Here is a 25,411-nt window from a genome sequence, read left to right on the forward strand (position 1 = left end):
CTGCTGAAACTACGGATAAAACTGTGGACGGAATTACAGGTCGTGCATGTGCCGCGTTGCCTGCTGCAGCAGGTGAGGGACTCCGGCTTCCAGCGAGGGTCCGAAGACTTCGTCGCCGGGACGCTCGCCCTGGAGCCAGCGGGTATAGATTGCTTCGCAAAAGATCGCAGACTTCCAAAGGGCCAGCACTTGGTACCAGGGAAGAGGGCCCATCTCGAAGCCGGTCCGTTCCGCATAGCGGTCCACCAGCTGTGTTCTGTTCCAGTAACCGGGTTCACGGGTGACCGGGGTGAGCTCCATGACGGTTGGTGCGCTCGCCGGGTCCGAATAGGTGGCGGTCAGATACCCCAGATCCGCCAGGGGATCACCCAGCGTTGCCATCTCCCAGTCGAGGATCCCCACTACCGAGGCAGGGGCGGAGCCGGAGAACAAAAGGTTGCCCATGCGGTAGTCGCCGTGGACGACTGACATGCCCTGCGAGTCAGGCCGGTTTCTCTCCAGCCAATCCGCGAGGTCATTGACCTCCGGAAGGTGACGGGTGGTATTGGTTTCCCAGAGGCCGGAAAAGCGCTTCACCTGGCGCTCAAGGTATCCTTCCGGCCGGCCCAGGCCCGAGAGATCCGGCTTGGTCACATCCACCGTGTGCAGCTGAGCGAGGGCATCGACGACGGCGCGGCTGGTGGCTTCCCGCTGGCCGCGTGATTCAAGGGCTGGCGGGACGGTATCGGTGATTACCACCCCTTCTACGAAGGACATGACGTAGAAGGGCACCCCCAGCACGGATTCATCGGTGCAGACAGCGAGGATCCGGGGCACGAGCACTCCCTCGGCGTGCAGCAGCTGCTGGATTCGAGCTTCCCGGACCATGTCATGGGTGGAGGGCGGTAGGGGCGGCCGGGGCCCGCGGCGCAGTACATACGTCTGGTCGCTGCGTTGAATCCGGTACGTGATGTTGGACTGTCCGTCTCCGATCCGTTCCCAGGCCAGCGGGCCGGTGCCGAAGCCCTGTTCGTCGAAGAATGCTGTTACCGAATCCAGGATGAGCAGTGGAGGGCTGTGCAGTGCACGGGCTTCCGCCGTCGTCGCAACTACTTCCACGCCGTCCGGCATCATCCGTGTTTGGATGCTCATCGGGTTCCTGGTTCTCGCAGCGCCTTGCGGCGAATCTTGCCGGTCTGCGTCTTGGGCAGATCCTCGATGAGGTGGACGATTCGGGGGTACTTGTAGGCGGCGAGGCGCTGCTTGGTGAACTCGATGACTTCCTCCTCGGTAAGAGTGTGTCCGGCCTTCACCGAGACGTACGCGACCACTGTTTCTCCGCGGTACGGGTCGGGCTGGCCGACAACGGCGGCTTCAAAGACCGCGGGATGTTCGTAGAGCACGTCCTCAACCTCGCGGGGCCAGACCTTGAAGCCGGACACATTGATCTGGTCTTTGAGCCGGTCCACGATGTAGACCCAGCCGTTCTCATCAACGATGGCTACGTCCCCCGTGCGAAGCCGGCCGCCTGGCATGGTCCGCTCGGTCGCTTCGGCATTGTTCCAATAGCCGGGAACAATCTGCGGTCCCGCCAGCTCGAGTTCTCCCTGTTCGCCGGCGGGCAGCGGATTACCGTCGGCGTCGATGATCCGCACGGTGACGTTGGGCAGCGGGAGGCCGATGGACAGGCTTCCGCTCAGCGAGTCGACGGGAGCCTTGAAGCCCGGCGGCACGGCTATGACGCCCGACGTCGTTTCCGTCATGCCGTAAATGTTGTGAATGTATTTCCCGAACCGCTTCTGGAAACCCTCCACCGTGGCTGGCGGAATGGGTGCGCCGCCGGAATACAGGGTGCGGATTGAGGTGAAATGCTCCGGGGTTGCACCGGGGTCCTGATAAATGGCGTTGAAGACGGTAATTGATCCCGTGGTGCAGGTGATGTGGTGTTCGGCTACGGCGTCCACGACGACGGCGGGATGGGTGCGGTTGATGAAGACTAGCGTGGTGTCGTGGAGGAGGGGCGCCATGGCGCCGAGCACGGCGCCGGTGATGTGGAACAGCGGAGCGACGGCCAGTACGCTGTCGCCGGGTTGCAGTCCCATCCACGCAGCCGAAGTCATGGCAACGTTGAGGACGTTGCGGTGCGTGTTCATCGCGCCTTTGGGCGGACCCGTGGTCCCCGAGGTATAGGTCAGCAGCGCCACATCGTCGGACATGAGTGCAGCGTCGCCGGGGGAGCGCCCGGCAAACTCGGAGATCAGGTCCGCCATGTCCCCGTCGGGAGAGGGCTCGACCGGCGTGGTGTTCGAAAAGACCCGGGGATCATTGCGGTTCTGGTATTCAAGCCCCGACGTCGTCACGATCCATTCCACTGAACTGCCGGCAACGGTGTCGGCAGTTGCGGAGTACAGGGTGTCTTCGGCAATGATTCCCCGGACCCGGGAATCATCAACAAGATGACGCAGTTCCCTGCCCCTGTACATGGGGTTAAGAAGCACAGCTGTTGCGCCCAGCTTCCACAGGGCAAGGAAGGAAATGGCATATTGCGGGATATTCTGCAGCTGGATGCCAATCCGGTCGCCGGGCCCCACACCGCGGCTTTCCAGAGCTGCGGCGAACGCATCGGACACTTCGTCCAGCTGGGCAGCGGACAGGGCGCCGTCAAAATAAGCGATTGCGGTTCCCTGGGGATTCGCCTGAACCCGGAGCCGCCAGGCCTCCACCAGTGACGTGGTCTGAACGTTAAAGGGGGAGGGCAAGCCGGAAGGGTAAAAGCTGGTCGATGGAGGAGTCACACTGGCATCCACTGGGTGCTCACTTCCTTGTCGAGCTTGGGGCTCTGGGACGGGTGGCTACCGATCGATCGCTCGGTAGCCTTAGTGTGAAGTGGGACTCACGGGGTGTCAAGACTCAATGCGGGTAGTTCGGGAGGACAAAATGTCACACACAGTGCGAAACGGAGATCCGGCTTTGTCCACTTCCGGGCGTGGGACCGGGTGGCGGACCTATGCGCAGAATGATCTGTCCCCGATACTTACCTGTGCCCTGCAGTGCTTTATGGAACACGGTTATCACGGCACGACTATTCGCCGGGTCGCGGCCCGCTGCGGGTTGTCCGTTCCCGGTCTTTATCACCACTATCCGTCCAAACATTCGCTTCTGGTGGCAATCACTTCGCACGCAATGGCGGATCTCTGGACCCGCAGCGAGCAGGCGCTGGCTGAAGCCGGGCCGTCCCTCTCGGATCAGTTTGATTTCCTGGTGGAATGTCTGGTGCTCTTCCACGCCCGGCGGACGGGACTGGCGTTTATCGCGTTCAGCGAGATCCGGAGTCTCGACACCTCATCCCGGGCACAGCACATTGCTGCCCGCGATCGCCAGCAGGCTCTCATATACGCCGTGGTTGAACAGGGCGCGAAGTCCGGGGTCTTCGCCACTCCTTTTCCGCGCGAGGCCAGCTTGGCGGTCATCACGATGTGCACTGGAGTTGCTCAATGGTTCCGGCCCGACGGGGCGCTGACGGCGGAGCAGCTGGTGGAGCGATTCCGTGAAATCACCAGGATGGCTGTCGGCAAGTGAGGCGGCAGACCTCCGTTCGGAGCTACTTCTTTTCCAGCTCCTGGTCCTTGGGCAGCACCTCTGCTGGGATGTGGGGGCCGTTCAGTGCACGCTGTTCCGAGATTCTGCCGGCTTTGAGTCCGTTAAAAAGTCCCAGCTGGTTCAGGCGCTGGTAGCTCTCGCTGGTCATGTGGACCCGCTGGGGATCGAATCCTGCGGCAATGGCATCGATGCCGAGGATGCCCGCGAACAGGTCTTTTGCTGACTGGCCGGCGGACTGCGCCGACGAGGGGTTTACCTCGAGGCGTTCAAACAGGGCGGCTGCGGCCGCCTCCGAACCGGCTGCCAAGGCGCTATCGCCGGAAAGAACAATTTCAATTTCGCTTTGCTCTTCGTCCGTGGGTTAATTCACGGGTTCATTGTGGCATATTGGCGGCTCGTCATTCGCCCAATATTTAGTACCGAAAAGGACTGCACGTAATTCCTGTGTAAGAGTGGCTCTATGAAGAAAATTATTGCACCAGTTGTTCTTGCCGCGGCTCTAGCTCTGACGGGGTGTGGAGGCGAAGAGGCACCCGCCGCCGGCGGTGTCGAAAATAAGGTTGCAGAAACTCCGCAGATCCCAGACCTTGACGGCGATTGGAAGCAGAGTAACGCCACCAATAAGGAGTCCTATCAGCAAGCAACTATTGCCGGGGACACCATCACAATCGAATGGGTCAGCGACGGGGGAGATACAACCTCCATCTATTGGGTTGGCTCGTACGAAGCCCCAACGGACGGGAATGAACCGCACACATGGTCGTCCCAGCGGGATACCGAGGCGACAGACTTTGCCCTTTTGGCGTCCAGTGACGAAACTAAAGAGTTCACATACGAAGAAAAGACCATCAGTTACAAGGTCAGTTTGATGGGGACCACTACAACTGTAGAGCTGGAAAAATAAGACAACCAGATTCGTTACGGTCGGCCGAGTCAGCTTTTCCAGGGATGATGCTGGTCGTAGGTCTCAGGCACCGGCATCCAGCCGCTAACATCCTGCAACCCCGGGGGCAGGATCAGCTTTCGGCGCCCAGTTCGCCGAGCATTTCCTGGAGGCGCCTGCCGCCGCTGCTTTCTTTCTCCTGGTCCGTAAGTTGATCGCTCAGGTCCTGCAGTCTCTTGCGCAACAACCGTTCTGCCTCAGTCAGAGCCTGTTCGTACCCGTCGGCCAGAAGGTAGGAATGGCTGTCGGTGGCCATTGCCACCAAATAATCCAGGAAGATTTCGAGAGCGCGAGCGGTTCGTCCATTCTTGTCTGGGCCCATTGACACGAGACTCAATTGGTTGGACCACATGCGCTCACCCAACGGATCTTTGGACAGCATCAGTGCTGTCGCGATCCCGTTCTTTTCATGCATTGCCTCGGGCAAGGCCCGGCGCACGTCATGGAGGATTTCGTGGAAATGGTCGTCCTCCAGCCCAAATCCCACGAACAACAGATGCTGCGTCATGAGTGTGGCTTTGACGAGCGCAGAAAGCGCGTTGCGCGAGACATTGAAACCTAGGTAATCGTCGCGGGTCAGGACAATGCTCTCCGGATCCGTCACGGAACCGTGAAGTTTCAGCAGCCAGGCGTTCTTTTCCTGGACTCCACCGGGGATTACGGTGCGGGGGAATCCGGCGTCGGCGGAGGCCGCCTCAAACAGCGTGTCGTAGTTCAAAGTAATAGCTTCACGCGAACCCAGGCTCGCCAGGAGCGCCGGCGCCAAGCCGTAGCGTTTCAGGTCCACACGCTCCGCTATGGCTTGGTTGAAGGACGTTTCGCCCCGGTTCACACGCTCGTTGAAGATGGACCGCAGGATGCCGGCCTGATCCAGGTTGCTGCGGTTCTTGAGGGACTCCTTCTCTCGATCGGAAAGCTGCGCATCCGAAGCCAGCCCGTCCAATAGCTGTCCCCAACTGGGCGCCCCCGCGCTCATACTGACTCCGGCCCCCATAAACGGAACAAGCCTGCCGCTGCGGGCATGGGCGGCCAACGGTTCAGCTTGGTTTCGCAGGTCTTGATTCAGAGCTGGCCACCAGTCCGCGCCCTCGCGCTTCCGTAGCTCTTGTGCGAAGGCAAAGTCCTTCTCATCCCTAAGCACCAGGGCAACATCAACCTGCGCTTCGGCCGCAGCTCTCCGCGCCTCTTCGAGAAGGCGCTTGATGACGTCCCCGACGACAAACGCCGCTCCGCCTCCGCCTGTTCCAAACAGCGGGATCCCGAGCAGTGGAACCGGCCGGGCCGTATCTGCTCGGCTCGGCGCCCACCGTGCTCTGGCCCTCTCGGCCGCCACACGAACAAACTCGCGCACCGGCGGGAGGAGATCCTCCACTGAGGAAATCCCCTCATAGGGCACCGCTGTGAGGACCGGCAGCGGTTTCCCGGCGGACCAGGAATCCAGGGGCTGGGTCAGCTTGGATCCGCTCGCGAAGTCTTCGTCCAGGTTTTCCTTCACCGCAGCTTCAAGTCCGCACACAGCATCAAGCCAATGCTTCTTGATGCTGTACGCCCGGTCGGTGGGCAGCAGCCATGCATCACATGCGAAGTTGGTCAGACTGCCTTTGGTCACGAAAACGTGCGATTCTCCCATGGGCGATTTCTACCATGAGCTACGGCCTGCGCTGGGACCTGGCCGGTTTGCGGGGGAGTCGCCGCGGTTCCCTTTCAGTTGCCGGGTTCTGTTGCCTGAGCAACGGCCACGGCCAGGACCTCTCGGAAGGCGGGGTTCGGATGAGCGTTGGGCAGGACCCGGCGCACATGCTCCAGAGATTCCAACGGAGTCACTCCGGCGGCACGCGCACCGTAGAGTGCAGCAACGGTCGGGGTTCGGGATTCGGCCCGAACACAGTGCAGCAACACGGTTTTGCCTTCAGCGCGGAAGCGTTCGACGGCGGCGGCAGCCTCCTGCAGGACATAGCCGGCGTAGGCGTTGGATTCCGGGGAGGCGGAATCGACCAGCCAGAACGTCGCCTGGTTCTCCGGGGCGATTCCGGTAACGTCATCCGTTCCCAACCGGCACAGACTGACCACTGCATCAATACCCATCTCCGCCGTCCTGCCGAGCGCACCTACCCCGCCAAGCCAGACGCCGTCGTCGTCGGGATGCTGAACCAGGACGTCGGTTCTGGACCACGAGCTGTAATCAAAATGCAGGGTACGAGGCCACGTGTCCGCCCGTCGCCCGTTGCCGGCGGCGAGTTCGACGCCGAGGGTCATCAGGTCACGCGTCCGCAGGCCCGGCCAGCTGTGCAGGTTCCGGCGCCATTCCAACGGCACGGCGGAGAAACCATAGGCGGCTCCCACCAATGACCCGGCGATGGCGGCCACCGTATCGGTGTCGTTGCCGCCACGGACGGCTTCTTCCAGTGCGGCCCGCAGATGGGCGGGACCGTTGCATCCGGCGCGCGTGCTGGTGATGGCGCTCCACGCACCCTGCAGCGCTTGCACCACCCAGCCGTTCTGAGTGAAGTCCCGCGGTCGGGATGATTCGGCCGTCTCGATCCGCTCCAGCCACAGGCCTGCGCGGTCCTCCGCCAGCAGGGGCAGCCCCGCACGGATATCCAATCGCCCGGTGAGAACAGCCTCTCGGATGGCGACGCACCACAACCCGCAGGCTTCCTGTGCGTCGGCTTCCACATGGGTAAGCGCGCTGAGCACCCCGGCCTGTGCCATGAGTTCCGCCGGTTCCCGGTTCAGGTAGGCCAGGGCCAGAGGAGCGGTGCGCATCAGCGATCCGTTGCCGCCGCTGCGGCCTGCGCGGTCGTGGAAGGCTTCTGCGGCGCGGGCAAAGTCGTCCGCGGTGACCTCGGACCGGTGGTCCGCTGCCGCGGTCCGGCGGGCGGCGTCGATGACGTTCCGGGTCTGCGAGCCGACGTCCTTGGCTCCGGCGGCCCACGCGCTCCAGGCTCGGACGACGGCGTCCAACGCGGCGGGGGCGGGGCCGGCGTCGAGGTGTGCTTCCGCGATGGGGATGGCCATGGAGGTGTCATCGGTCCATTCGGCCGGATCGAACCCGAACGGGCCGCCGCCTTTCATGGTGACGTCGGCGCCGTCGGGCAGGGGAGCGCCGAATTCGTAGCCGGCGCCGAGTGCGTCTCCGGCGGCCAAGGCCACGAGGACGCCGGCGGCGCGGTCATTCTGCAGGGAGTTCAGGTTCATGAGGCCTCCATCAGGAAGTGGTTGGTGTTCCAGTAGCTCACATGGACAATCTGGGGAGCCCGGTTGGGGAGCACGACGGCGATGCCCGAGGCGCGCACGGGGCCGCGGGTTCCGTTGATGTGCCGGCTGCGCATGGTGTCGTGGCGTCGGACATCGCCGCTGCCGTAGAACTCGCCGAAGTCCATGGGACCGGCGACGGCAGCCAGGTCCCGGGCTGCCTGCCCCGGCATCGGTGCGGCGTTCCGCGCAGATGCGGGCAGCAGCTCGGCGTCCAGGAGTACGGCTTCGATGAGCTGGCGATAGTGCCGGCGGAACAGCGTGGCGGTGCCGAAGACTTCAAGCAGCAGCGGCTGCCCGGCAACTCCGATGACCACTCCGCGCTGACCCTCGAGGGGTTTCGGAATAGGCGGAACGGACTGAGGCCGGGTGTCCCCGCCAAAGCGGTCCAGATGTTCTGGAAGAGAGCTGGTGGCAGAGGGTCCGCGGGCGGCATCAAAGCGCCGGACCCGTTCCCAAATCTGTGCCTGACTGTCGCGTCCCGGTGCTGCGCCGGCATATGCCAGCTCGGCGCGGACATTCACGGGTGCCCGCCGTGCAAGGCGGCGGTGGATGCTCTGGCCCGCCTCCCAACGTCCGGCCTCAACGCAAAAGGTCTCAATGTCCATGGACTCACCGGGGCCGACGAGCACGTCGCGGGAACAGGTGCGGTGCTGCTGGCCACCCTCCAGCAGCTCGCCTTCGAGCAGCAGGGCATTGGTCTTTCCTTTATTCAGGATGGTCAGATTGCCCACCCTGGCGCCGGACGTCAGTTCGGATACCGCGATGTCGGCGGTTAGGCCGGTGCTGATGCCTAGCCGTCCGGCACCGGCCGTCCAGACGGGAAAGATGGTGAGCGGGCCGGCGGCGGTGCCGGCACCTACGTGGAGCTGTGGAATCTTCATGGTGAACCCCTTCCTTTAGCGCATATCTGCGCTAAGTGATTCCAGTATGCACCGGTTGCATCTTTTGCGCAAGATTGAGATAAATAGGGGTATGAGTGAGTCCAGTAAACCCTTGCCCCTCCTGGAATATCCCCGGCCGTCTGTCGCCGTGGACACCGCTGCCTTGACGGTTGACGCCGGCGAGCTCAAAGTCCTGCTCGTACGCCGGCGGAAGGAACACCGCACGGGGGAGTGGGCGCTGCCCGGCACCTTCCTGCGGGAGCGCGAAACCTTGGCGGCCGCCGTCCTGCGTTCCCTCCGGGACAAAGCCGGGATCGAGGGGCGGGTCCCGCAGCAGCTCCACGTCTTCGACGATCCGGACCGGGACGACCGGGGGTGGACGCTGTCAGTGGCGCACGTGGACGCGGTCCCTTCTCAGGATTTGGAGAAGCCGGTGCAGTCCGACGACGTTCGGCTGGCTTCGGTTACAGGGGATGCAGGCTTGATTGCCGGGCTGCCCTATGGCCATGCGGATATGGTGGGCCTGGCGGTGGAGCGGCTACGGCAGGACTACGCGCAGACACCGGACCCGGCGGGCCTGCTGCCCGAGCCCTTCACCCTGAAGGAGCTTCGGGACCTACACGAGGCGGTCGCCGGACGGCCTCTGATGCGCGACACCTTCCGGCGCCAGATGGAGCCGCAACTGGCTGCTACGGGCCTGATGTCAGACGGTACGCGCGGCCGGCCGTCGCGGTTGTGGAGGCGCGCCGGGGCATAGTGGTTGAACCCCATCGAATACACAAGCTAGATGCACCCCCGTTGGGTAACCGGATGCAGCCGCCGCGATTCTCGGAGCATCGGCTGCACCACGCACCGAACGAGAGTTGCGGAGCGTTGTAAGTTGTATCTAAGTGTCTTTCTTATGTGAAGACGGATCGTCAGGAGAGTACTTTGAAGGCCGAAGCTGTAACGCCCCGGGATCTCTTCGATTCTAAAGTTCAGTATGAAATACCGGCGTTTCAGCGACCATATGTGTGGAGTGAAGAGGACCAGTGGGCGCCGTTATGGAACGACGTGTGCCGTGTTGCTGAGTCTGTCCTTGAGGCTGAGTCCAACGCGGACGATCACCGGTTGACCCCTCACTTTTTGGGTGCAGTGGTAATCAAGGAAGTCTCTGCCACCGCTGGAGACCTCGCGAGGTCGCAGGTCATCGACGGGCAGCAAAGAATGACGACATTGCAGATTCTTTTGGACGCGGCTCAGCTAGTTGTGGAAGCCCATGGACACGAAGACGATGCTGAAGCCTTGCAGGAATTGGTACTTAACGACTCACGCCGGTTCAAGGGTACGAGCAATCGCTTCAAGCTTTGGCCCTCAAAGGCTGATCGGAATGCATTCGAAGCGGCGATGGACCGGACGCTCGAGGTGGATGCGCTGCTTCAGGATCACCGAATTGTTCAGGCTCACGCTTTTTTCCAGCAAGCCATTTCCGATTGGGCCTTGTCGGGCGATGAAAACGGGGTTGTTCACAGCCGCCTCTCTGCCCTCGCAAAAGTACTGAGCGATCAGCTTCATCTAGTGGCAATAAACCTGAGTGTTGTAGATGACGACCAGCTCATATTCGAGACGCTGAATGACCGGGGAACACCACTGCTTGCCGCCGACCTGATCAAGAACTGGGTATTTCAACAAGGTGAGAGAGTGCGTGCCGATGTAGATGAGTGGGCCGAGAGGTATTGGCTTCCATTCGATGAGGATTGGTGGCGACAGGAGATAAACCAAGGCCGGCTTCTTCGATCAAGAATCGATATTTTTCTGCAGTATTGGCTCATCATGCGGATGCAGGACGACATTCCCAGCGATACGGTGTTTCGGCGCTTCAAGGAACATGCAACGACACACATGCAGGATCGTGAATCCGGATCACGTTTCATTCGTTCTCTGCGCCGGGACGCCGATATCTTCCGTTCGTTCGCTGAGATTGGGGATGAGTCTTCACAGGGCCGGTTCTATCGCCGAGTAATCGAAGCTCTTGAACTCGGTGCGACAACGCCACTGCTGCTTTGGATGCTGTCCCCCAACCACCAGGTCCCTCAGGAGCAGATTGAACTGGGGCTTGGCGCCTTGGAGAGCTGGGCAGTCCGTCGAACCCTACTCCGGCGCACTAGCAAGGACATCAACAGACTGATGGTTAGTCTGTTGAAGGAACTGAACGGTGTACCCATGGAACGATGTGGGACGACGGTCGTTGAGTTCCTCGTTGCCCAATCCGCAGACTCGCGAGAATGGCCCAGTGATGAACAGATGCTGGACGAGCTTCCCGGTATAAGGCTCTACGGGAACCTTCGGCAATCACGCCTGCGTGTTGTCCTTGCAGAGGTGGAAAAACAGTTGAGGAACTCTAGGCAGGAAAACGTGACGCTGCCAGATGGTTTGGAGGTAGAGCATGTTATGCCGCGTGGGTGGCGTTCCTACTGGCTTAACAACCTTTCTTCTGAGGCGGGTGCAGAGAAAAGGCGGGATTCGCTAATTCACACGTTGGGTAACCTGACGCTCACGACTCAGCGCCTGAACTCCGCTTTGTCTAATCGGCCGTGGACGGACTCCGAAGCGCGGGAAGTAGCTCCGACGGGCAAAGACGCTGGAAAAGGGAAAAGGAGCATGTTGGGTGATTTCAGCATCCTTGCGATAAACAAGGGCATTGTTGATGACCACCCCGCGGCATGGACAGAAGCCGATATACGGGCACGTTCAGTCCAGCTCACCGAGGCCATTTGTGCTGCATGGACCCATCCGGGAGCTTAGACCTCTTAGGATCCGTGGTGTTCCGGCCCAGTCCCCCATAATGGACTCAGGGGGATACCACTATGCAGGAGACACGCTTGACCGTCACACCAGTGAAGCCAGAAAAGCTCAACGTCGCACCAGGTTCCGTTGTGCGGATCAGAGACGAGGAATGGCTCGTCACCGCGGCCGAACCGTCTGTCGATGGCACCCTGGTCCGGGTGCAGGGCCTTACTGAGCTGGTGCGGGACACCAGTGCTGCGTTCTACTCGGACCTAGACAGTATCGAGGTCGTCGACCCGGCAAAGTCGAAGATCGTCGCCGATGACACCCCGAATTACCGCAAGGCACGCCTCTTCCTGGAAACGACGCTCCGGAAAACACCGACGCCGCAGTCAGCCAAAGAGCTCACTGTCTCCACCCGCATGCTCTCCCGCAACCTCAAGTACCAGCAGATCGCCGTCGTCAAGGCGCTGGATACAAAGAACATCCGCCCTCGCATCCTGATCGCGGACGCTGTGGGCCTGGGTAAGACGCTGGAGATCGGCATGATCCTCAGTGAGCTGGTGAAGCGTGGGCGCGGAGACCGCATCCTCATCGTCACGCCCCGGCACGTGTTGGAACAGATGCAGCACGAGTTATGGTGCCGGTTCGCCCTTCCGTTCGTCCGGCTCGACTCCGCCGGTATCCAGAAGGTCCGCCAAAAGCTGCCGGCCACCCGCAACCCCTTCACTTATTACAAGCGCGCCATCATCTCCATCGACACCCTCAAGAGCGCCCGCTACCGCGCCCAGCTGGGCAAGCTGCAGTGGGACGCCGTCGTCATCGATGAATCCCACAACCTCACCAACACCGGCACGCTGAACAACGAGCTCGCCCGCATCCTCGCGCCCAACGCCGAGGCCCTGATTCTGGCATCAGCCACCCCGCACAACGGACGCAACGAATCCTTCGCCGAACTGCTCCGCCTGCTGGACCCCACCGTGGTCCGCCCCGACGGCAGCTTCGACGCCAAACAGGTCGAGAACCTGATCATCCGCCGGCACCGCCACAGCCCAGAGGTCGCCCAGGAAGTGGGCGCCGACTGGGCCGAACGCGAAGAACCGGACAACCGCCTCGTCCCGGCATCGCCAGCTGAAAACGCCATCGCCGATGAACTCTCCGACGTCTGGCTCTACCCGGACGGCAAGCCGGCACCCCACTCGGGACAAAACGGGTCCCTGTTCTCTTGGACCCTGGCCAAGGCCTTTCTCTCCAGCCCAGCAGCGCTGCTGGAGACCGTCACTGAACGGCTCAAAAAGCTCGACGCCGATTCCCCCGTTGAGGCCAAAGAGGCGGAAGCGCTCAGGCACCTCCAAGACCTGGCAAAAACCGCCAACACCGGAGAATCCGCCAAATACAACGAGCTCGTCAGCTACCTCAAACGCATCGGCGTCCGGAAAGGCTCCAACACAAGGGCTGTCGTCTTCGCCGAACGCGTCGCCACTCTCAAGTGGCTGCAGGAGAAACTCCCCAAGGCCCTCGGCCTCAAGCCGGAGAACATCGGTCTCCTGCACGGCGGCCTCAGTGACATTGACCAGCAGCGCATCGTGGACCAGTTCAAGCGCGGCAACAGTCCGCTGCGCGTCTTGGTCACCGGTGACGTCGCCTCCGAGGGCGTGAACCTGCACGCTGAATGCCACCACCTGATTCACTTCGATATCCCGTGGAGCCTCATCCGCATCGAACAGCGCAACGGGCGCATCGACCGCTTCGGGCAGCGCCACAAGCCGCAGATCACCACGCTGCTGCTCAACCCGGACAACACCCGCTTCTCCGGTGACATCAAGGTCCTGACCCGTCTGATGGAACGCGAACACGAAGCCCACACCGTGCTCAACGACGTCGCCTCGCTGATGGGGGAGTACAGCGAAAAGAAGGAAGAGGACGCCATCCGCGACGTCCTGATGGGCAAGAAGGACTTCGAGGACACGGTCCCGGACCCGGACGCGAAGTCCGACGACGACTGGGGCTTCCTCGACGCCGTCCTGAACCCGGAGACTCAAAAAGAGCACGCAGCAGCGGCGATCCCGGATGTCCCGGTGGAAAAGCCCCTGGGCCTCTACCCGACGGACTTGGATTTCCTCGATGAAGCCCTCAACGAAGCCTTCGGCGACCCGCAGAAGAAACTGGGCTGGACCGTCTACCCCGGCCACGGCATCGCGGAGCTTGAGCCGCCCGCTGACCTGCAGCACCGCCTCGGCTATCTGCCCCAGGACTACCTGTCCGAGCGGAAGGTCACCGAGAAGCTGAAACTGGCCACCAACGTGCAGGCAGGAACCCGGGAACTGGACCGCGCCCGCGAGTCGGACACCATGAGCTGGCCCGAAGCCCATTACCTCGGGCCGCTGCACCCGGTCCTCGACTGGGCCAGTGACCGCGCTCTGGCGTCCATGTCCCGCAGCGAAGTCCTGGCGGTCCGCGGCGACGTCGACTCTCCGCAGATCCTGCTGATGGGAACCCTGATGAACAAGCGCGGGCAGGTGGTGTCCAAGGCGTTCATCGGGGTGGAGTTCCCAAACCCGCAGAGCCCGGACTTCTGTATCGCTGAGACCATTCCGGACATCGGTGAGCATCTGGCAGAGCTCGGTGTTCACGCCAAGGCAACGAACCCCGGGCCGGTGCAGCTCAACGGTCTCCAGGACCTACTGCCGCACGCCGTGGAACACGCCACCAATAATCTGGAACTGACCTTCGGCAAGGCCGCAGCAGATGCAGGCGCCCGTCTTGATGCCTGGACCAGCAGAGCGCATGGCTGGACGGAGGAATCCTTCGCGCTGGCTCAGCGTGCCGAAGTCCGGAATCAGCGGGACCGTGTGACCGAGGAACAACGTATTGCCCAGTCCCTTGCCCCCGCCCAGAGACTGGTCCGCCCCCTGCTTGTGATCGTCCCGCGCAGTACCCCCGCCGCTCCTTTGGAAGGTGCTAACCAGTAATGCCGTCTTTTGATTCGATTGTTGTCGGTGAGGACTGGATCAGTGAGCACTTCTTCACGACGGATTCCACCAAAGAGTCTTACCAGGCCGAGGTCATCAAGCTCCGGAAGTCCTGGGACGAACAGGCCAAAGACGGAGAACCCACTACGCTGACCCGTTTTGCCGAGGCCCGCGGACGGTTGCAGGTGCTTCTGGCCGGTCTGGCCGAAGACCCGGCCGGCGCAGCCGAAGCCTATTCCGTGCTCCGGCATGCCTTGGGTTTCCAGGGAACGACGGCGGCCGTCACCTTTAATCGCAGCGGCACCGAAACTACGGTCTCCGGTGTATGGGCGACGGGCGAATCGGAGGTGCTGTTCCTCGAAGCAACTCCTACTGATTCCACTGAAGATGTGCTCTCCTCCGCCCGCCCGCTGGGCAGGGTGCTGGTTGACGGCAAAGAAACCGGCCCCACCGCCGCGAAGCTTGTGTCGGAAATGTACCTGGCGGAGCGGGCGCCCCGGTTCGTGGTGATCATGGCCGGACGTTGGCTGGTGCTCACCGAGCCCGAACGCTGGGCCGAGGGACGCTACCTCGCCGCGGACGCACTGTTGGTCGCGGACCGGAACGACACCAAGAAGTACGGCGAAACCGACCGGTTCCTGAGCATCTTCGGCAGGGACTCCCTGATGCCCGCCCCTGACGGATCCATGTGGTGGGACACCGTACTGGAGTCCTCCGTCAAACACACCGTCGGTGTCTCGCAGGACCTGCGGGAAGGAATCCGCCGCTCCATCGAAATCATCGCGAACGACGTCCTGCAGCGCCGCGCCGCCCGCGGCCTTCCCGAGGACGACGTCGACGGCCAGGTTCTGGCCAAACAGTCCCTGCGCTTCCTCTACCGGATCCTGTTCCTGCTGTACGCGGAAGCATCCCCGGAAATGGGAGTGCTTCCCGTCGGAGCGGGCGAGTACAGCGAAGGGTACGGTCTGGACCGGCTCCGCGAACTCACCCTGGTCAACATGCAGTCCCGGGAAACCCAGCGAGGCACCCACATCTATGATTCGCTGGAACTGCTCTTCCGGCTGGTCGACGGCGGCCATGATCCGGCCAGGGGCATGTCTCGCGATGAGACCGAACGGGGGAGCGGAGACAACGAGGGATTGGTCTTCCAGCCGTTGAAGGCTGATCTCTTCCAGCCCGAAGCAACCTCTTTCATTAATGAGGTAGGGCTCAGCAACTCGGAACTGCAGCGGGTACTGCGCAACCTGCTGCTGAGCAAGGAATCGCGAGGCAAGGACCGCGGCTTTATTTCCTATGCAGAGCTGGGCATCAACCAGCTTGGCGCCGTGTACGAGGGGCTGATGTCCTACACCGGCTTCATTGCTGCCGAGCCCCTCTATGAGGTGGCGAAAGACGGGAACCCTGAAAAGGGCTCCTGGGTTGTCCCGGTGGATCGGGCCGATTCCATTGATCCCAGGCACTTCGTCAAGGCCGAGGACGAACTCACTGGGGAAAAGAAACCCGTCCGGCATGTAAAGGGTTCCTTTGTTTTCCGGCTGGCTGGCCGGGAGCGCCAGCAGTCCGCCTCGTTCTACACACCCGAGGTCCTCACGAAGTTCGTTGTGTCCCAGGCGCTGGAGGAACTGCTGGACCAAGACGGCCAAACAACCTCGGCTGATGACATCCTCAACCTCACCGTGTGCGAACCGGCTCTGGGTTCCGGAGCGTTCGCGATCGAGGCCGTGCGTCAGCTTGCCGACGAGTACCTGAAGCGCAAGCAGGCTGAACTCGACGTGCAGATCCCCGCGGAAAAATACCAGCAGGAACTGCAGCGGGTTAAGGCACAAATCGCGCTTCACCAGGTCCACGGTGTGGACCTGAACTCCACAGCAGTGGAACTGGCTGAAGTCTCTTTGTGGTTGGACACGATGGTTCAGGGCCTCCAGGCTCCGTGGTTTGGTCTGCGGCTCCGGCGGGGCAACTCACTGATCGGCGCGCGACGCGCCACTTACTCCCGGGCGGCAGTCACAGATAAGTCCTGGCTGAAGTCAGAACCGGCCGATGCTCCGCTGACCGGTCTAGTCGAGGCGATGGCGAACGACTCAGACGATCCTCAGGTCGTTTCACGCATCCATCACTTCCTCCTTCCGGCCGACGGGTGGGGAGCTGCAGCAGAAGCCAAGGAAGTGAAGGACCTGGCCGGCGACGCCCAGCAGGAGCTCAAGGGCTGGCGGGCCCGCATCAAGGCGAAGCCGACCAAAACGCAGATCGACCGTCTGGTGGGACTCAGTGGCCGGGTGGAGTCTCTGTGGAAGCTGGCGCTGCGCCGGCTCCAGGTCGCCGAGTCGGAAGCCCGCCGAGACATAGAGTACTTCGGCAAGGCTGCCGCCCCGAACAGCATCGATGCAGCCGAACGGCAACCGCGTGAGACTGTGACGCGGGAGCAAATTGAGGCCTCTCTGAACGACCCCAACGGCTCGTATCAGCGGTTGCGCCGGGTCATGGACGCCTGGAATGCTCTCTGGTTCTGGCCTTTGGCAGAGGCAGGAAGCGCAGGAGCCCAGCCTCCGACGTTGGAAGAATGGATTTCTGCTCTTGAGGGGATCCTCGGTCATACCGTTGGCGAAGCGACCTCACGAAAGTACGGGCGAGTTGCAGGCCAGACTTCCGTCCTATCCATGGCGTCCTGGGGCGAGCTGGAGGGCATCGAATCATTCGACCACACCACTGCCCAGGTGCAGAAAATCGGCTCAGTACTGGAACAGCATCCATGGCTGCGAGTCTGCGAAAACGTAGCGAAGGAGCAGGGTTTCTTCCACTGGGAACTCGACTTCGCTTCAGTCTTTGGCCGCGGCGGTTTTGACCTTCAGGTCGGCAACCCGCCATGGGTCCGCCCCCGCTCTGACGAGGCAGCACTTCTTGCAGAGGGAGACCCTTGGTGGCAGCTGGCAGAGAAACCAACCCAGGCTCAGGTCACGGCCAAGCGGCTGGAGACGCTTTCACAGCCAAGCATGCGCGATTCGTTTATCGCGGCGGCAGTCCCTACACCTGTCGTTGCCGCTTTCCTGGGATCCCCAGCGGACTACGCCTTGTTGGCAGGACTTCAGCCTGATCTTTACAGGGCCTTTATGGTCCGCACGTGGCGGTCTGTCTCCAAGAGCGGTGCGATTGCTTTGGTGCACCCAGAGTCACACTTCACCGAGAAAAAAGCCGCCCATCTGCGGACAGAGACCTACCGTCGGCTCCGTCGGCACTGGCACTTTGTGAACGAGTTCAAGCTTTTTGAGATCGACAATCATGTGACCTATGGTGTGCACGTCTATGGGCGCCAGCTGGAATCTCCCGTCTTCAAAATGGCAGCGTCGCTCTATCACCCTGATACGGTCGCGCGTTCGGAAGTGCATGATGGCTCGGGCGAAGTTCCCGGTCTCAAGGACGGAGATGGAAACTGGGACACGCGGCCGCATGCAGAGCGCATAGTCAGGGTCGATGAGGACACGCTCAAGGTATGGGCCGACATTCTGGACGAACCCGGGACGCCGCCTCTTCAGGCTCGCATGGTGTACCCGGTGAACCACGCCAGTTCCAGGGTCCTCGAAAAGCTGAGTAAGGCCCCCCGAGTTCGGGATTTGGGGCTTCAATACTCTTCTGGCTGGCATGAAACTGCTGACCGCAAAAAGGGCTACTTTGAGGTTGGGTCCGCCGTTCCGGACTCGTGGAACGACGTCATCCTTCAGGGCCCGCACTTCACTGTTGCGAACCCTTTTGCGAAGGAGCCGAACCCCACGATGAAGAGCAACAAGGACTGGACCGAAATCGATTTAGAGGCCCTCCCCGAGGACTTCATCCCTAGAACGAGTTACCAGCCCGTCGGTGATCAAGATCGTTACAGACGAGATTACGGCACTTGGCGTGACGGTTCCGGTGTCACAAACTCTTTCCTCGACGCGACGCGACTGTCCTGGAGACGGATGGCTGCAACCACCGGTAAACGGACCTTGCATGTTTCTGTTCTGCCTCAGGGGCCCGCTCACGTAGACGGCGTCCACTCTGCAGTTATGGCGTCACAAGAGTCCGAGATGGACATCTACTTCGTAGCGGGCGCATTGTCCTCGATTGTTGTGGATTTTTTTGTGAAAGTCTCCGGCGTGAGCGACCTTCGTCAGCCAGCCATGGATTCACTGCCAGTTCCCCTGGATTCTTCGGACGAAGTTGCAGGGCATATCCGTCAGAGGTTCATCGAACTGGTCGACCTCGTGCAGACATGTAGTAGGCCTCCGAAGGATATCCGCGCGGATAAAAGGTTGTTGAAGGCTTCCATGCGCAGGCAGGCTGAGATCGAGATCGATGTCCTATGTGCGCAGGCCTTTGGTCTCTCGGTCGATGAGCTTTGCACCATCTACCGCACCCAGTTCCCCGTCCTCCGTGGCTACGAGCAGCATGATCTTTACGATGCCAACGGTCGCAAAGTGCCTGGAGACATGAACCGGCTCTACCGGAAGGTCGGTGAAAAGCTAACTCTCGAAGACCGCACATGGACCCATCCGCAGAGCGGTGTCGAGTACGTGTTCGAATTCCCTTTCCGCGGCTTTGACCGAGAAGAGGATATGCGTCAGGCTTACGCACACTTCGAAAACCTGCTGGGGGACAAGAGCTAAATGTCGGAACTGCTTCCAACAAGCCAGAGCCAGGACCTGCGCAGCGGTCTGTCCGACTTCCTGGCCACCACGTTCGCCCTGACCGATCAAGGTGCACAGTCGGCAATACAGGGGTTCCTGTCCGACCCGGAGAAGGGTCTGTTCAAAGGCCCCTATGTGCGGCTGCGGCTGCCCTTCGAGAACGCTGAACCCGGGTGGCGGGACTGTCTTGACTGGTACGAAGGCTTTGAGCCCTACGGTCATCAGGCCCGGGCATTCCAGCGGCTCAGCAGCAAAGCACCTACGAGTACAGCTGCGGGGAGCAAATTCCGGCGGCCCGAACCGACCCTGATCACCACGGGCACCGGCTCAGGCAAAACCGAGGGATTCCTTTACCCCATCCTGGACCACGTCCTCCGTGCCAAGAGGGACGGAATCCCGGGCATTAAGGCGCTCATCCTTTACCCGATGAACGCCTTGGCGAACGATCAGGCCAAGCGTCTCGCTGACATGCTGACCACATATCCGGAGCTGAGCGGAGTCACCGCCGGACTCTACACCGGGCAGAAAGAGACGCCGCGGACCAAGGTCTCGTCTGACGGGCTGATCAATGACCGGGGAGTCTTCCACGAGGATCCGCCGGACATCCTGCTAACGAACTACAAAATGCTGGACATGCTCCTGCTGCGCCACGACGACGCACCGCTCTGGGCAAAGTCCGCCCTCAGCTTCCAGTACGTTGTCCTGGACGAATTCCATACCTATGACGGCGCCCAAGGAACCGACGTCGCCATGCTCCTGCGCCGGCTTGGGCTCACGCTGAAGAGCTACTGGCCCGAGGACCTCACAGACGCGCCGCACGGTCTCGCCGATGAGGACCGCGCCCGCCCGCTGGGCCGCGCCACACCCGTCGCTACCTCCGCAACCCTCGGCAGCGGGGGAGACCCGCAAACCATGTTGGATTTCGCCGAAACCGTTTTCGGCGAATCCTTCCCGCCGGAAGCCGTCATCACTGAATCCCGGTTAAGCCCACAAGACTGGGCGGCCCTTGGCTCCGGCAAAGCGCAGAACAAGAGCCTGCAAGCGATCAGCCTGGAAATCGCCGAAACCAATGCCGAGGTCGCCAGCCTCCGGGAGGAAGGCGCGGATGTCGAGGCCGTCATCGAACGGGTGCTTGATGCCCTCTTCGAAACGCCTCCCGACGATCTGCTGGATGCCGTCCGAACCCACCCGCTTACCGGTGCCCTGCTCGCGAACGCTACAGACGCCGTCGCGCTCTCCACGCTGGCCGAGGCAGTATTCCCAGCCCAGGTTGCCAATCGCGCCCTTCCCGCCGGAGCAGTCGAAGAATTCCTCACCCACGTCATCGCGCTGCTGAGTCACGTCCGTGCCCGAAACGGCATGAAAGCGCTGACCGTGGAGACACATTTCTGGATCCGGGAAATGTCCCGGGTGGACAGTGCGGTGGACACCGTGCCGAAATTCCGCTGGGCCGACGACGGTGTCGACCAGTCCGAGACCATGTTCCTCCCCGCCCTCTATTGCCGGCATTGCGGACGGCACGGCTGGGGAGCCCTGCTGGCGCCCACCGGGATGGACCTGGAACTGGACGACTCCAAGGTCCGTGAATCCCGGCTGGTGAACAACCCGCGGTTCCGGACGCTCATTTCAGCCGCGGACGAGGCCGACGCCGTCGAGTTCAACAGGGACGGTGCGGAGAGAATCCAAGGCCTCTACTGGCTCCACACCGCCAACCGGAGCCTTTCCAAAACCCCGCCCGCGGATGACAGCGCCGACCTGCTGCAGGGCCGCATCATTCCCGTCCTCATGCTCGCCGGACAGGACGCAGACGACCAGTCCAAACAGGACGTCTGCCCGGCATGCCTGGCCAAGGAAGGCATTGCCTTTATGGGCAGCGCCATCTCCACCATGCTCTCGGTCACCATCTCCAACCTCTTCGGCGCACAAGGTCTCCACGAGGCGGAGAAGAAAGCCCTGGTCTTCACCGACAGTGTTCAGGACGCCGCTCACAAGGCCGGCTATGTCCAGGCCCGATCGCACACCATGACCCTCCGTACAGCTCTGCGGCGGGCTCTGGGAGATGACGTTAAGACATTGAGCGAGGTTGTGGAGGCTGCCATCTCCGGCGCCTCAACGCCCGCCGAGCGGTACCAGCTGATAGCGCCCGATTACGCGGACCGCAAGGAATTCGTTCCCTTCTGGCGTCCTGGTTCTCCGCCGTCGGCCCGAACGACGGCGCGCAAGTATGTCCGGCGTCGTCTGCAGTTCGACGCCATCCTCGAGCTGGGACTCCAGTCCCGCACCGGCCGGACCCTGGAGCTCACCGGAGCAGTCGCCGTCGAAACCGATGCCGGAAGCTCCACGAGAATGCTCACCGTCGCGGGCAAGGCCTGGGAGAGCGCACAGCACCAGACCATGCTCGGCGAAGCTGCCCCCACCCCCGAACAACTGCTGCAGTGGGTCCGGGGAACTGTTGAGCGCGTGCGCGTCCAGGGCGGCATTTATCATGACTGGCTGAAAAACTACATCGCCAAAGACGGCAGACGCTGGCAGATCTGGGGAGGCCGTCCCAAGGGGCAGGGTATGCCCGCGTTCCCGGCCGGCCGGTCCGCTCCCACCTTCCCACGCATTGGGAAGGCTGATGCGACGGCGGAGAACTTCGACTCCGTCACGTCCACCGCGTCCTGGTACGCCCGCTGGACTTCGCGCTGCCTGGGCATTCCGACGGCAGACAGCGCCTACCTGGCCAAAGCGCTCATCCTCGCGTTGGCCGAGGATGAGGTGCTGGGAACATCCCGTACGGAGTCCGGTGCGGACATCTACTGGCTGGACGCCGACAGGATCCTGGTCTCGTCTCCTGACCCCGACGACCTGCAAAACAAACAGCACGTGCTGGCCTGCACCGTCTGCCACGCGGTAACGCCGGGAAGCCGGACGGTCTGCGACCAGCTTGAAGGAGCCCCCTGCACACTGGTGCGCTGCCCTGGGAAGCTGGAACGGTCCCAAGGCCATCCGGAGAACTTCTACCGCAAGTTGTACTCCTCGCAGGAGAGCAAACGCGTGGTGGCGAAGGAACACACGTCTCTGCTGGACGACGCCACACGCATCACCTATGAAACCCAGTTCAAATCTGGGTCCGAGAACCCGCAGGCACCCAACGTCCTGGTTGCGACGCCGACTCTGGAGATGGGCATCGACATTGGAGATCTCTCCTGCGTCATGCTCGCTTCCCTGCCCACCTCCGTTGCCTCCTACGTGCAGCGGGTGGGCCGCGCCGGCCGCCTGACCGGCAACTCGTTGGTGCTAGCGTTCGTCCAGGGCCGCGGCGAGCACCTGCCCAAGCTGAACGAACCGCTCTCCGTCATCAACGGCGTCGTTCAACCCCCCGCCACGTACCTGGACGCCGAGGAAATCCTGGCCCGCCAGTACGTTGCCCATATTGCCGACCGCTTCGCCCGCGACTCCGGCCGCCGCCACCCCCGCGAGGCTATCCATGCCCTGGGCAGCGTTGAACCCGGATCGTACCTGGGGGACCTGATCCAGGACGCCACCGCCAACGCGGGTGTCTATCTGCAGGATTTCCTAGGCCAGTTCGGTGACAGTCTGTCCGAGTCCAGCCGGAATCGTCTGGTTGCGTGGGCTACGGAGCACGACGACGGCGAGCCCAGCGATCTGGCCCGTCACCTCGTCCGTGCCTCCGGCCAGTGGAAGGCGGACATCGAAGAACTGGAGGCCCGGCGCAAGACGATCGACGCCGTCATGCCCGAGCTCCTAAAAGCGGCCGAGGACGAGGAACGTCTAGGCAGCGACTCCCTTGACGCTCGGCAGGCACTTCGCACGGCGAAGGCGACACTGCGGATGATCGGCGGAAAGCTCATGGAGCTGCGCGGCGTTTACTGGATCTCAGTACTCGAAGCCTACGGGGTCTTCCCGAATTACACGCTGCTGGACGATTCCGTAAGCCTGGACGTGGGGCTTTCCTGGAAAGATGCCGACACTGGCGAGTTTGACGCGGACACTCTCACCTACAGCCGCGGCGCCTCTGTTGCGCTGAGCGAGTTCGCTCCCGGAGCCACGTTCTATGCCCAGGGCCTGGAGATCCAGATCGACGCCGTTGACCTCGGTCCGCAGCAGAGCAACGTGATGCAGTGGCAGGTCTGCCCCAACTGCGGGTGGATCAACAAAGAGGTGGCGTCCAGCAAACCGGTGGACTCGTGCCTGCGCTGCAAGACCAGCGCCATTGCAGATATGGGTCAGGTTCTGAACGTTGTCCTGATGAAGAAGGTCTCCGCGGAAATCCGCCGGGATGAAGCCGCCATCAATGACCGACGGGATAACCGCGTCCGCGAACGCTTCACCATTGCGGCCGCAGCAGACATCGATGAGCAGCATCTGCAGAAGCGCTGGTTCATTGATGGCCTCGATTTCGGTGCCGAGTACTTGAACCGCATCGACATCCGTTGGCTGAACACCGGACGCACCGCGTCCAATGGAGGCGTCCGGCAGATCGCCGGCGACGAGGTCAAGACTCCGATGTTCCGGCTGTGCTCCTACTGCGGCCAGCTGGACCAGGCAGCCAAGGAAAACAAGCCAACCGAACATCGGTTCTGGTGCAAATACCGGAAGCAGGAACAGGAAAGCATCCGTGATGTGGTTCTGGCCAGGGAACTCAGCACCCAGGGCGTGGTGCTGCACCTGCCTCCGGAGGTGACGTTCGGTGACGACTTCTCAATTCCCAGCCTCCAGGCCGCGGTCCTTCTTGGCCTGCAGGAAGTTCTGGGCGGCGCCCCGGATCACCTCGGTGTGCTGCGCATCAGCGACCCCGTCTACCAGGACAACCGGCCGGCTCTGCTGTTGCATGACAAGGTTCCCGGCGGCACCGGGTATCTAGCCGAGTTTGGAGACCCCGAACGGGTGTGGCAGCTTTTGAGCACTGCATGGGCAGTAGTAAAGGACTGTCCTTGCCGGAACGAGGAACGGCTGGCCTGCCACCAATGTCTTTTGCCGCATGCGGAGCCATGGCAGGTCGATAAGGTAGCCAGGGCTACGGCCGAAAGGATCCTTCGCCAGCTGCTTCTGGTGGGGAACGACCAAGCCGACGCCGCGCCGTCGTTCGATGCTTGGGAAGTGACCGAGGAAGTACCGGCCCTGGACCAGAGCACGGAGTCCTTCCTGGAGAAGCTTTTCCGCAAGGTCTGGACGGACCGGCTCAAGGATGTGGGCGCGCACATTAAGGTGACGCCGGGCGCGTTGGCTGACACCATCACGTTCCGAATCCCCGGGCAGTCCTTCCAATGGCAGCTGATACCGCAGGCAGACGTAGCGGGAACACGTCCGGACTTCCTCCTGCGTGGCCCGGCGGATCCTAACTTCCCTGTACTGGCGGTTTACACCGACGGACACAAGTTCCACGCGAGCCCGGAACACAACCGGATTGCCGACGACGCCGAGAAGCGGAACCGGCTGCGGCACACCACCGAGCTTTCTGCGGCCGTCATTCCCTGGGCCATCACCTGGGACGACGTAAAGGCATTCGAGGCTGGACCTGATGCGCCCGTCATCATGCCCGGCTGGGTCAACGAGAAGTTGAACGCCCAGCTGATGATGAAGTATCCCGTGGACGCCGGCATCATGAGCCAGCTGGGGCGGGATGCCGTCTCCATGCTGTGGGAATGGGTGAACCGTCCTGACCCGGAGGCGTGGAAGAAATTCTCCGAACTGGTGCCGCTGATGCTGATGCAGCAGAAACCGCAACCTGCTGACCGGGACGCCGTATACGCGCACGCTCGAGAACTGGCGCAGGGAGTCCAAGTGCCACTAACGGGTGGCGACAGCACTGGTTGGAGCTACCAATCGGGAAGCATCGGGTTCACGGCAACCGGCTCACCTTCGAACCTTCCTGCCGTGACCGTGGGGCTCTGCCTGGATGATCGGGGAGAGTCCCTGTCCTCTCAGGGCCATGAAGAATCGTGGCGGAGCTGGCTCCAGCTGTCCAATCTTTTGGCTTTCAAAGCACACGGCATGACGATCGGATCCGTCCTGTCCACCGTGAATGCCGGAGACATGAACGTTGAAGCGGCTCAGCGTGAAGCAGCGCAAGCCGTGGGCAGCGATTGGCAGGAGCTGCTTGCCGATGCCACTCAGGCGGAAAGGGCTGTCCTGCTGCGTCTCGAAGCGGCTGGTCTGCAGCAACTGCCGGAGCTCGGTTACGAGCTCGACGGTTGGGTGGCCGATCTTGCCTGGCCTGACGTCCAGGTGGCGTTGGCCTACGACGACGAATCACGGGCTAAGTTCGCCTCCGCCGGCTGGAAAACAGCCACCGATATCGATGAAATCCAAGAACTTCTAGAGGCAGTGGGGGCTTGAAATGGCGTT

Annotated in this window: 13 protein-coding genes and 1 pseudogene; 8 read left to right on the forward strand and 6 right to left on the reverse strand. The window is 62.0% G+C overall.

Annotation, left to right across the window (positions count from 1 at the left end; all coding sequences use genetic code 11):
- Window positions 1-33: 33 nt before the first annotated feature.
- Together CXR03_RS12830 and CXR03_RS12835 are read right to left on the reverse strand one after the other, a co-directional pair.
- Complete coding sequence (locus CXR03_RS12830) at window positions 34-1,131, reverse strand: phosphotransferase family protein (protein WP_258073638.1); 1,098 nt, start codon at window positions 1,129-1,131, stop codon at window positions 34-36.
- Window positions 1,128-2,738: a class I adenylate-forming enzyme family protein gene (locus tag CXR03_RS12835; RefSeq protein WP_219816242.1), complete on the reverse strand. Its 1,611-nt coding sequence runs from the start codon at window positions 2,736-2,738 to the stop codon at window positions 1,128-1,130. The genes CXR03_RS12830 and CXR03_RS12835 overlap by 4 nt, the downstream gene beginning before the upstream one ends.
- A 178-nt stretch (window positions 2,739-2,916) precedes the next feature.
- Between CXR03_RS12835 and CXR03_RS18640 the strand changes: the two are divergent.
- Both CXR03_RS18640 and CXR03_RS18645 read left to right on the forward strand, forming a co-directional pair.
- A pseudogene (locus tag CXR03_RS18640) lies at window positions 2,917-3,138 on the forward strand (TetR/AcrR family transcriptional regulator); the annotation flags it as partial.
- A 3-nt stretch (window positions 3,139-3,141) separates the two neighbouring features.
- The gene (locus tag CXR03_RS18645; RefSeq protein ID WP_258073691.1) at window positions 3,142-3,558 is read left to right on the forward strand and encodes a hypothetical protein; all 417 of its coding nucleotides are present in this window, start codon (window positions 3,142-3,144) and stop codon (window positions 3,556-3,558) included.
- 22 nt (window positions 3,559-3,580) lie between these two features.
- Here CXR03_RS18645 and CXR03_RS12845 read toward each other — a convergent pair whose 3' ends face one another.
- Window positions 3,581-3,886: a hypothetical protein gene (locus tag CXR03_RS12845; protein ID WP_104104195.1), complete on the reverse strand. Its 306-nt coding sequence runs from the start codon at window positions 3,884-3,886 to the stop codon at window positions 3,581-3,583.
- A gap of 153 nt (window positions 3,887-4,039) precedes the next feature.
- Here CXR03_RS12845 and CXR03_RS12850 point away from each other — a divergent pair, with 153 nt between their 5' ends.
- Window positions 4,040-4,483 carry a hypothetical protein gene (locus CXR03_RS12850; RefSeq protein ID WP_104104196.1) on the forward strand — a complete coding sequence of 148 codons (444 nt, stop codon included), beginning with the start codon at window positions 4,040-4,042 and terminating at the stop codon, window positions 4,481-4,483.
- A 112-nt stretch (window positions 4,484-4,595) separates the two neighbouring features.
- On the opposite strand, the gene CXR03_RS12855 is transcribed toward CXR03_RS12850, so the two are convergent.
- The 3 genes from CXR03_RS12855 to CXR03_RS12865 all read right to left on the reverse strand — a co-directional run bounded on the left by CXR03_RS12855 (window position 4,596) and on the right by CXR03_RS12865 (window position 8,661).
- A complete protein-coding gene (locus CXR03_RS12855) occupies window positions 4,596-6,152 on the reverse strand; it encodes an SIR2 family protein (protein WP_104104197.1) in 1,557 nt (518 codons plus the stop codon).
- A 74-nt stretch (window positions 6,153-6,226) separates the two neighbouring features.
- Window positions 6,227-7,720 carry an ADP-ribosylglycohydrolase family protein gene (locus CXR03_RS12860; RefSeq protein WP_104104198.1) on the reverse strand — a complete coding sequence of 498 codons (1,494 nt, stop codon included), beginning with the start codon at window positions 7,718-7,720 and terminating at the stop codon, window positions 6,227-6,229.
- Window positions 7,717-8,661 (reverse strand): DUF6569 family protein, encoded by a 945-nt coding sequence (locus CXR03_RS12865; RefSeq protein WP_104104199.1) that lies wholly within the window; start codon window positions 8,659-8,661, stop codon window positions 7,717-7,719. Before CXR03_RS12865 ends, CXR03_RS12860 begins: the two co-directional genes overlap by 4 nt.
- 91 nt (window positions 8,662-8,752) lie before the next feature.
- Here CXR03_RS12865 and CXR03_RS12870 point away from each other — a divergent pair, with 91 nt between their 5' ends.
- The 5 genes from CXR03_RS12870 to CXR03_RS12890 all read left to right on the forward strand — a co-directional run bounded on the left by CXR03_RS12870 (window position 8,753) and on the right by CXR03_RS12890 (window position 25,402).
- Entirely contained in the window at window positions 8,753-9,418 is a 666-nt protein-coding gene (locus CXR03_RS12870) for an NUDIX domain-containing protein (RefSeq protein WP_104104649.1), read from the forward strand.
- Window positions 9,419-9,591: 173 nt separating this feature from the next.
- Window positions 9,592-11,445 carry a DUF262 domain-containing protein gene (locus CXR03_RS12875; RefSeq protein WP_181034593.1) on the forward strand — a complete coding sequence of 618 codons (1,854 nt, stop codon included), beginning with the start codon at window positions 9,592-9,594 and terminating at the stop codon, window positions 11,443-11,445.
- A 77-nt stretch (window positions 11,446-11,522) separates the two neighbouring features.
- Window positions 11,523-14,399 (forward strand): DEAD/DEAH box helicase, encoded by a 2,877-nt coding sequence (locus CXR03_RS12880; protein ID WP_258073639.1) that lies wholly within the window; start codon window positions 11,523-11,525, stop codon window positions 14,397-14,399.
- Window positions 14,399-19,036 (forward strand): DNA methyltransferase, encoded by a 4,638-nt coding sequence (locus CXR03_RS12885; protein ID WP_104104202.1) that lies wholly within the window; start codon window positions 14,399-14,401, stop codon window positions 19,034-19,036. The genes CXR03_RS12880 and CXR03_RS12885 overlap by 1 nt, the downstream gene beginning before the upstream one ends.
- On the forward strand, window positions 19,037-25,402 hold the full coding sequence (locus CXR03_RS12890) for a DEAD/DEAH box helicase (RefSeq protein ID WP_104104203.1): 6,366 nt from the start codon (window positions 19,037-19,039) through the stop codon (window positions 25,400-25,402).
- Window positions 25,403-25,411: the final 9 nt, after the last annotated feature.

This window comes from Arthrobacter sp. 08Y14, from assembly GCF_002929455.1.
Classification (GTDB): Bacteria; Actinomycetota; Actinomycetes; order Actinomycetales; family Micrococcaceae; genus Arthrobacter_B; species Arthrobacter_B sunyaminii.

Coding starts and splice junctions, on each gene's coding strand:
- CXR03_RS12830 (WP_258073638.1), bottom strand. CDS start 1,131: ATGAGCATCCAAACACGGATGATGCCGGACGGCGTGGAAGTAGTTGCG.
- CXR03_RS12850 (WP_104104196.1), top strand. CDS start 4,040: ATGAAGAAAATTATTGCACCAGTTGTTCTTGCCGCGGCTCTAGCTCTG.
- CXR03_RS12855 (WP_104104197.1), bottom strand. CDS start 6,152: ATGGGAGAATCGCACGTTTTCGTGACCAAAGGCAGTCTGACCAACTTC.
- CXR03_RS12860 (WP_104104198.1), bottom strand. CDS start 7,720: ATGAACCTGAACTCCCTGCAGAATGACCGCGCCGCCGGCGTCCTCGTG.
- CXR03_RS12865 (WP_104104199.1), bottom strand. CDS start 8,661: ATGAAGATTCCACAGCTCCACGTAGGTGCCGGCACCGCCGCCGGCCCG.
- CXR03_RS12870 (WP_104104649.1), top strand. CDS start 8,753: ATGAGTGAGTCCAGTAAACCCTTGCCCCTCCTGGAATATCCCCGGCCG.
- CXR03_RS12885 (WP_104104202.1), top strand. CDS start 14,399: ATGCCGTCTTTTGATTCGATTGTTGTCGGTGAGGACTGGATCAGTGAG.
- CXR03_RS12890 (WP_104104203.1), top strand. CDS start 19,037: ATGTCGGAACTGCTTCCAACAAGCCAGAGCCAGGACCTGCGCAGCGGT.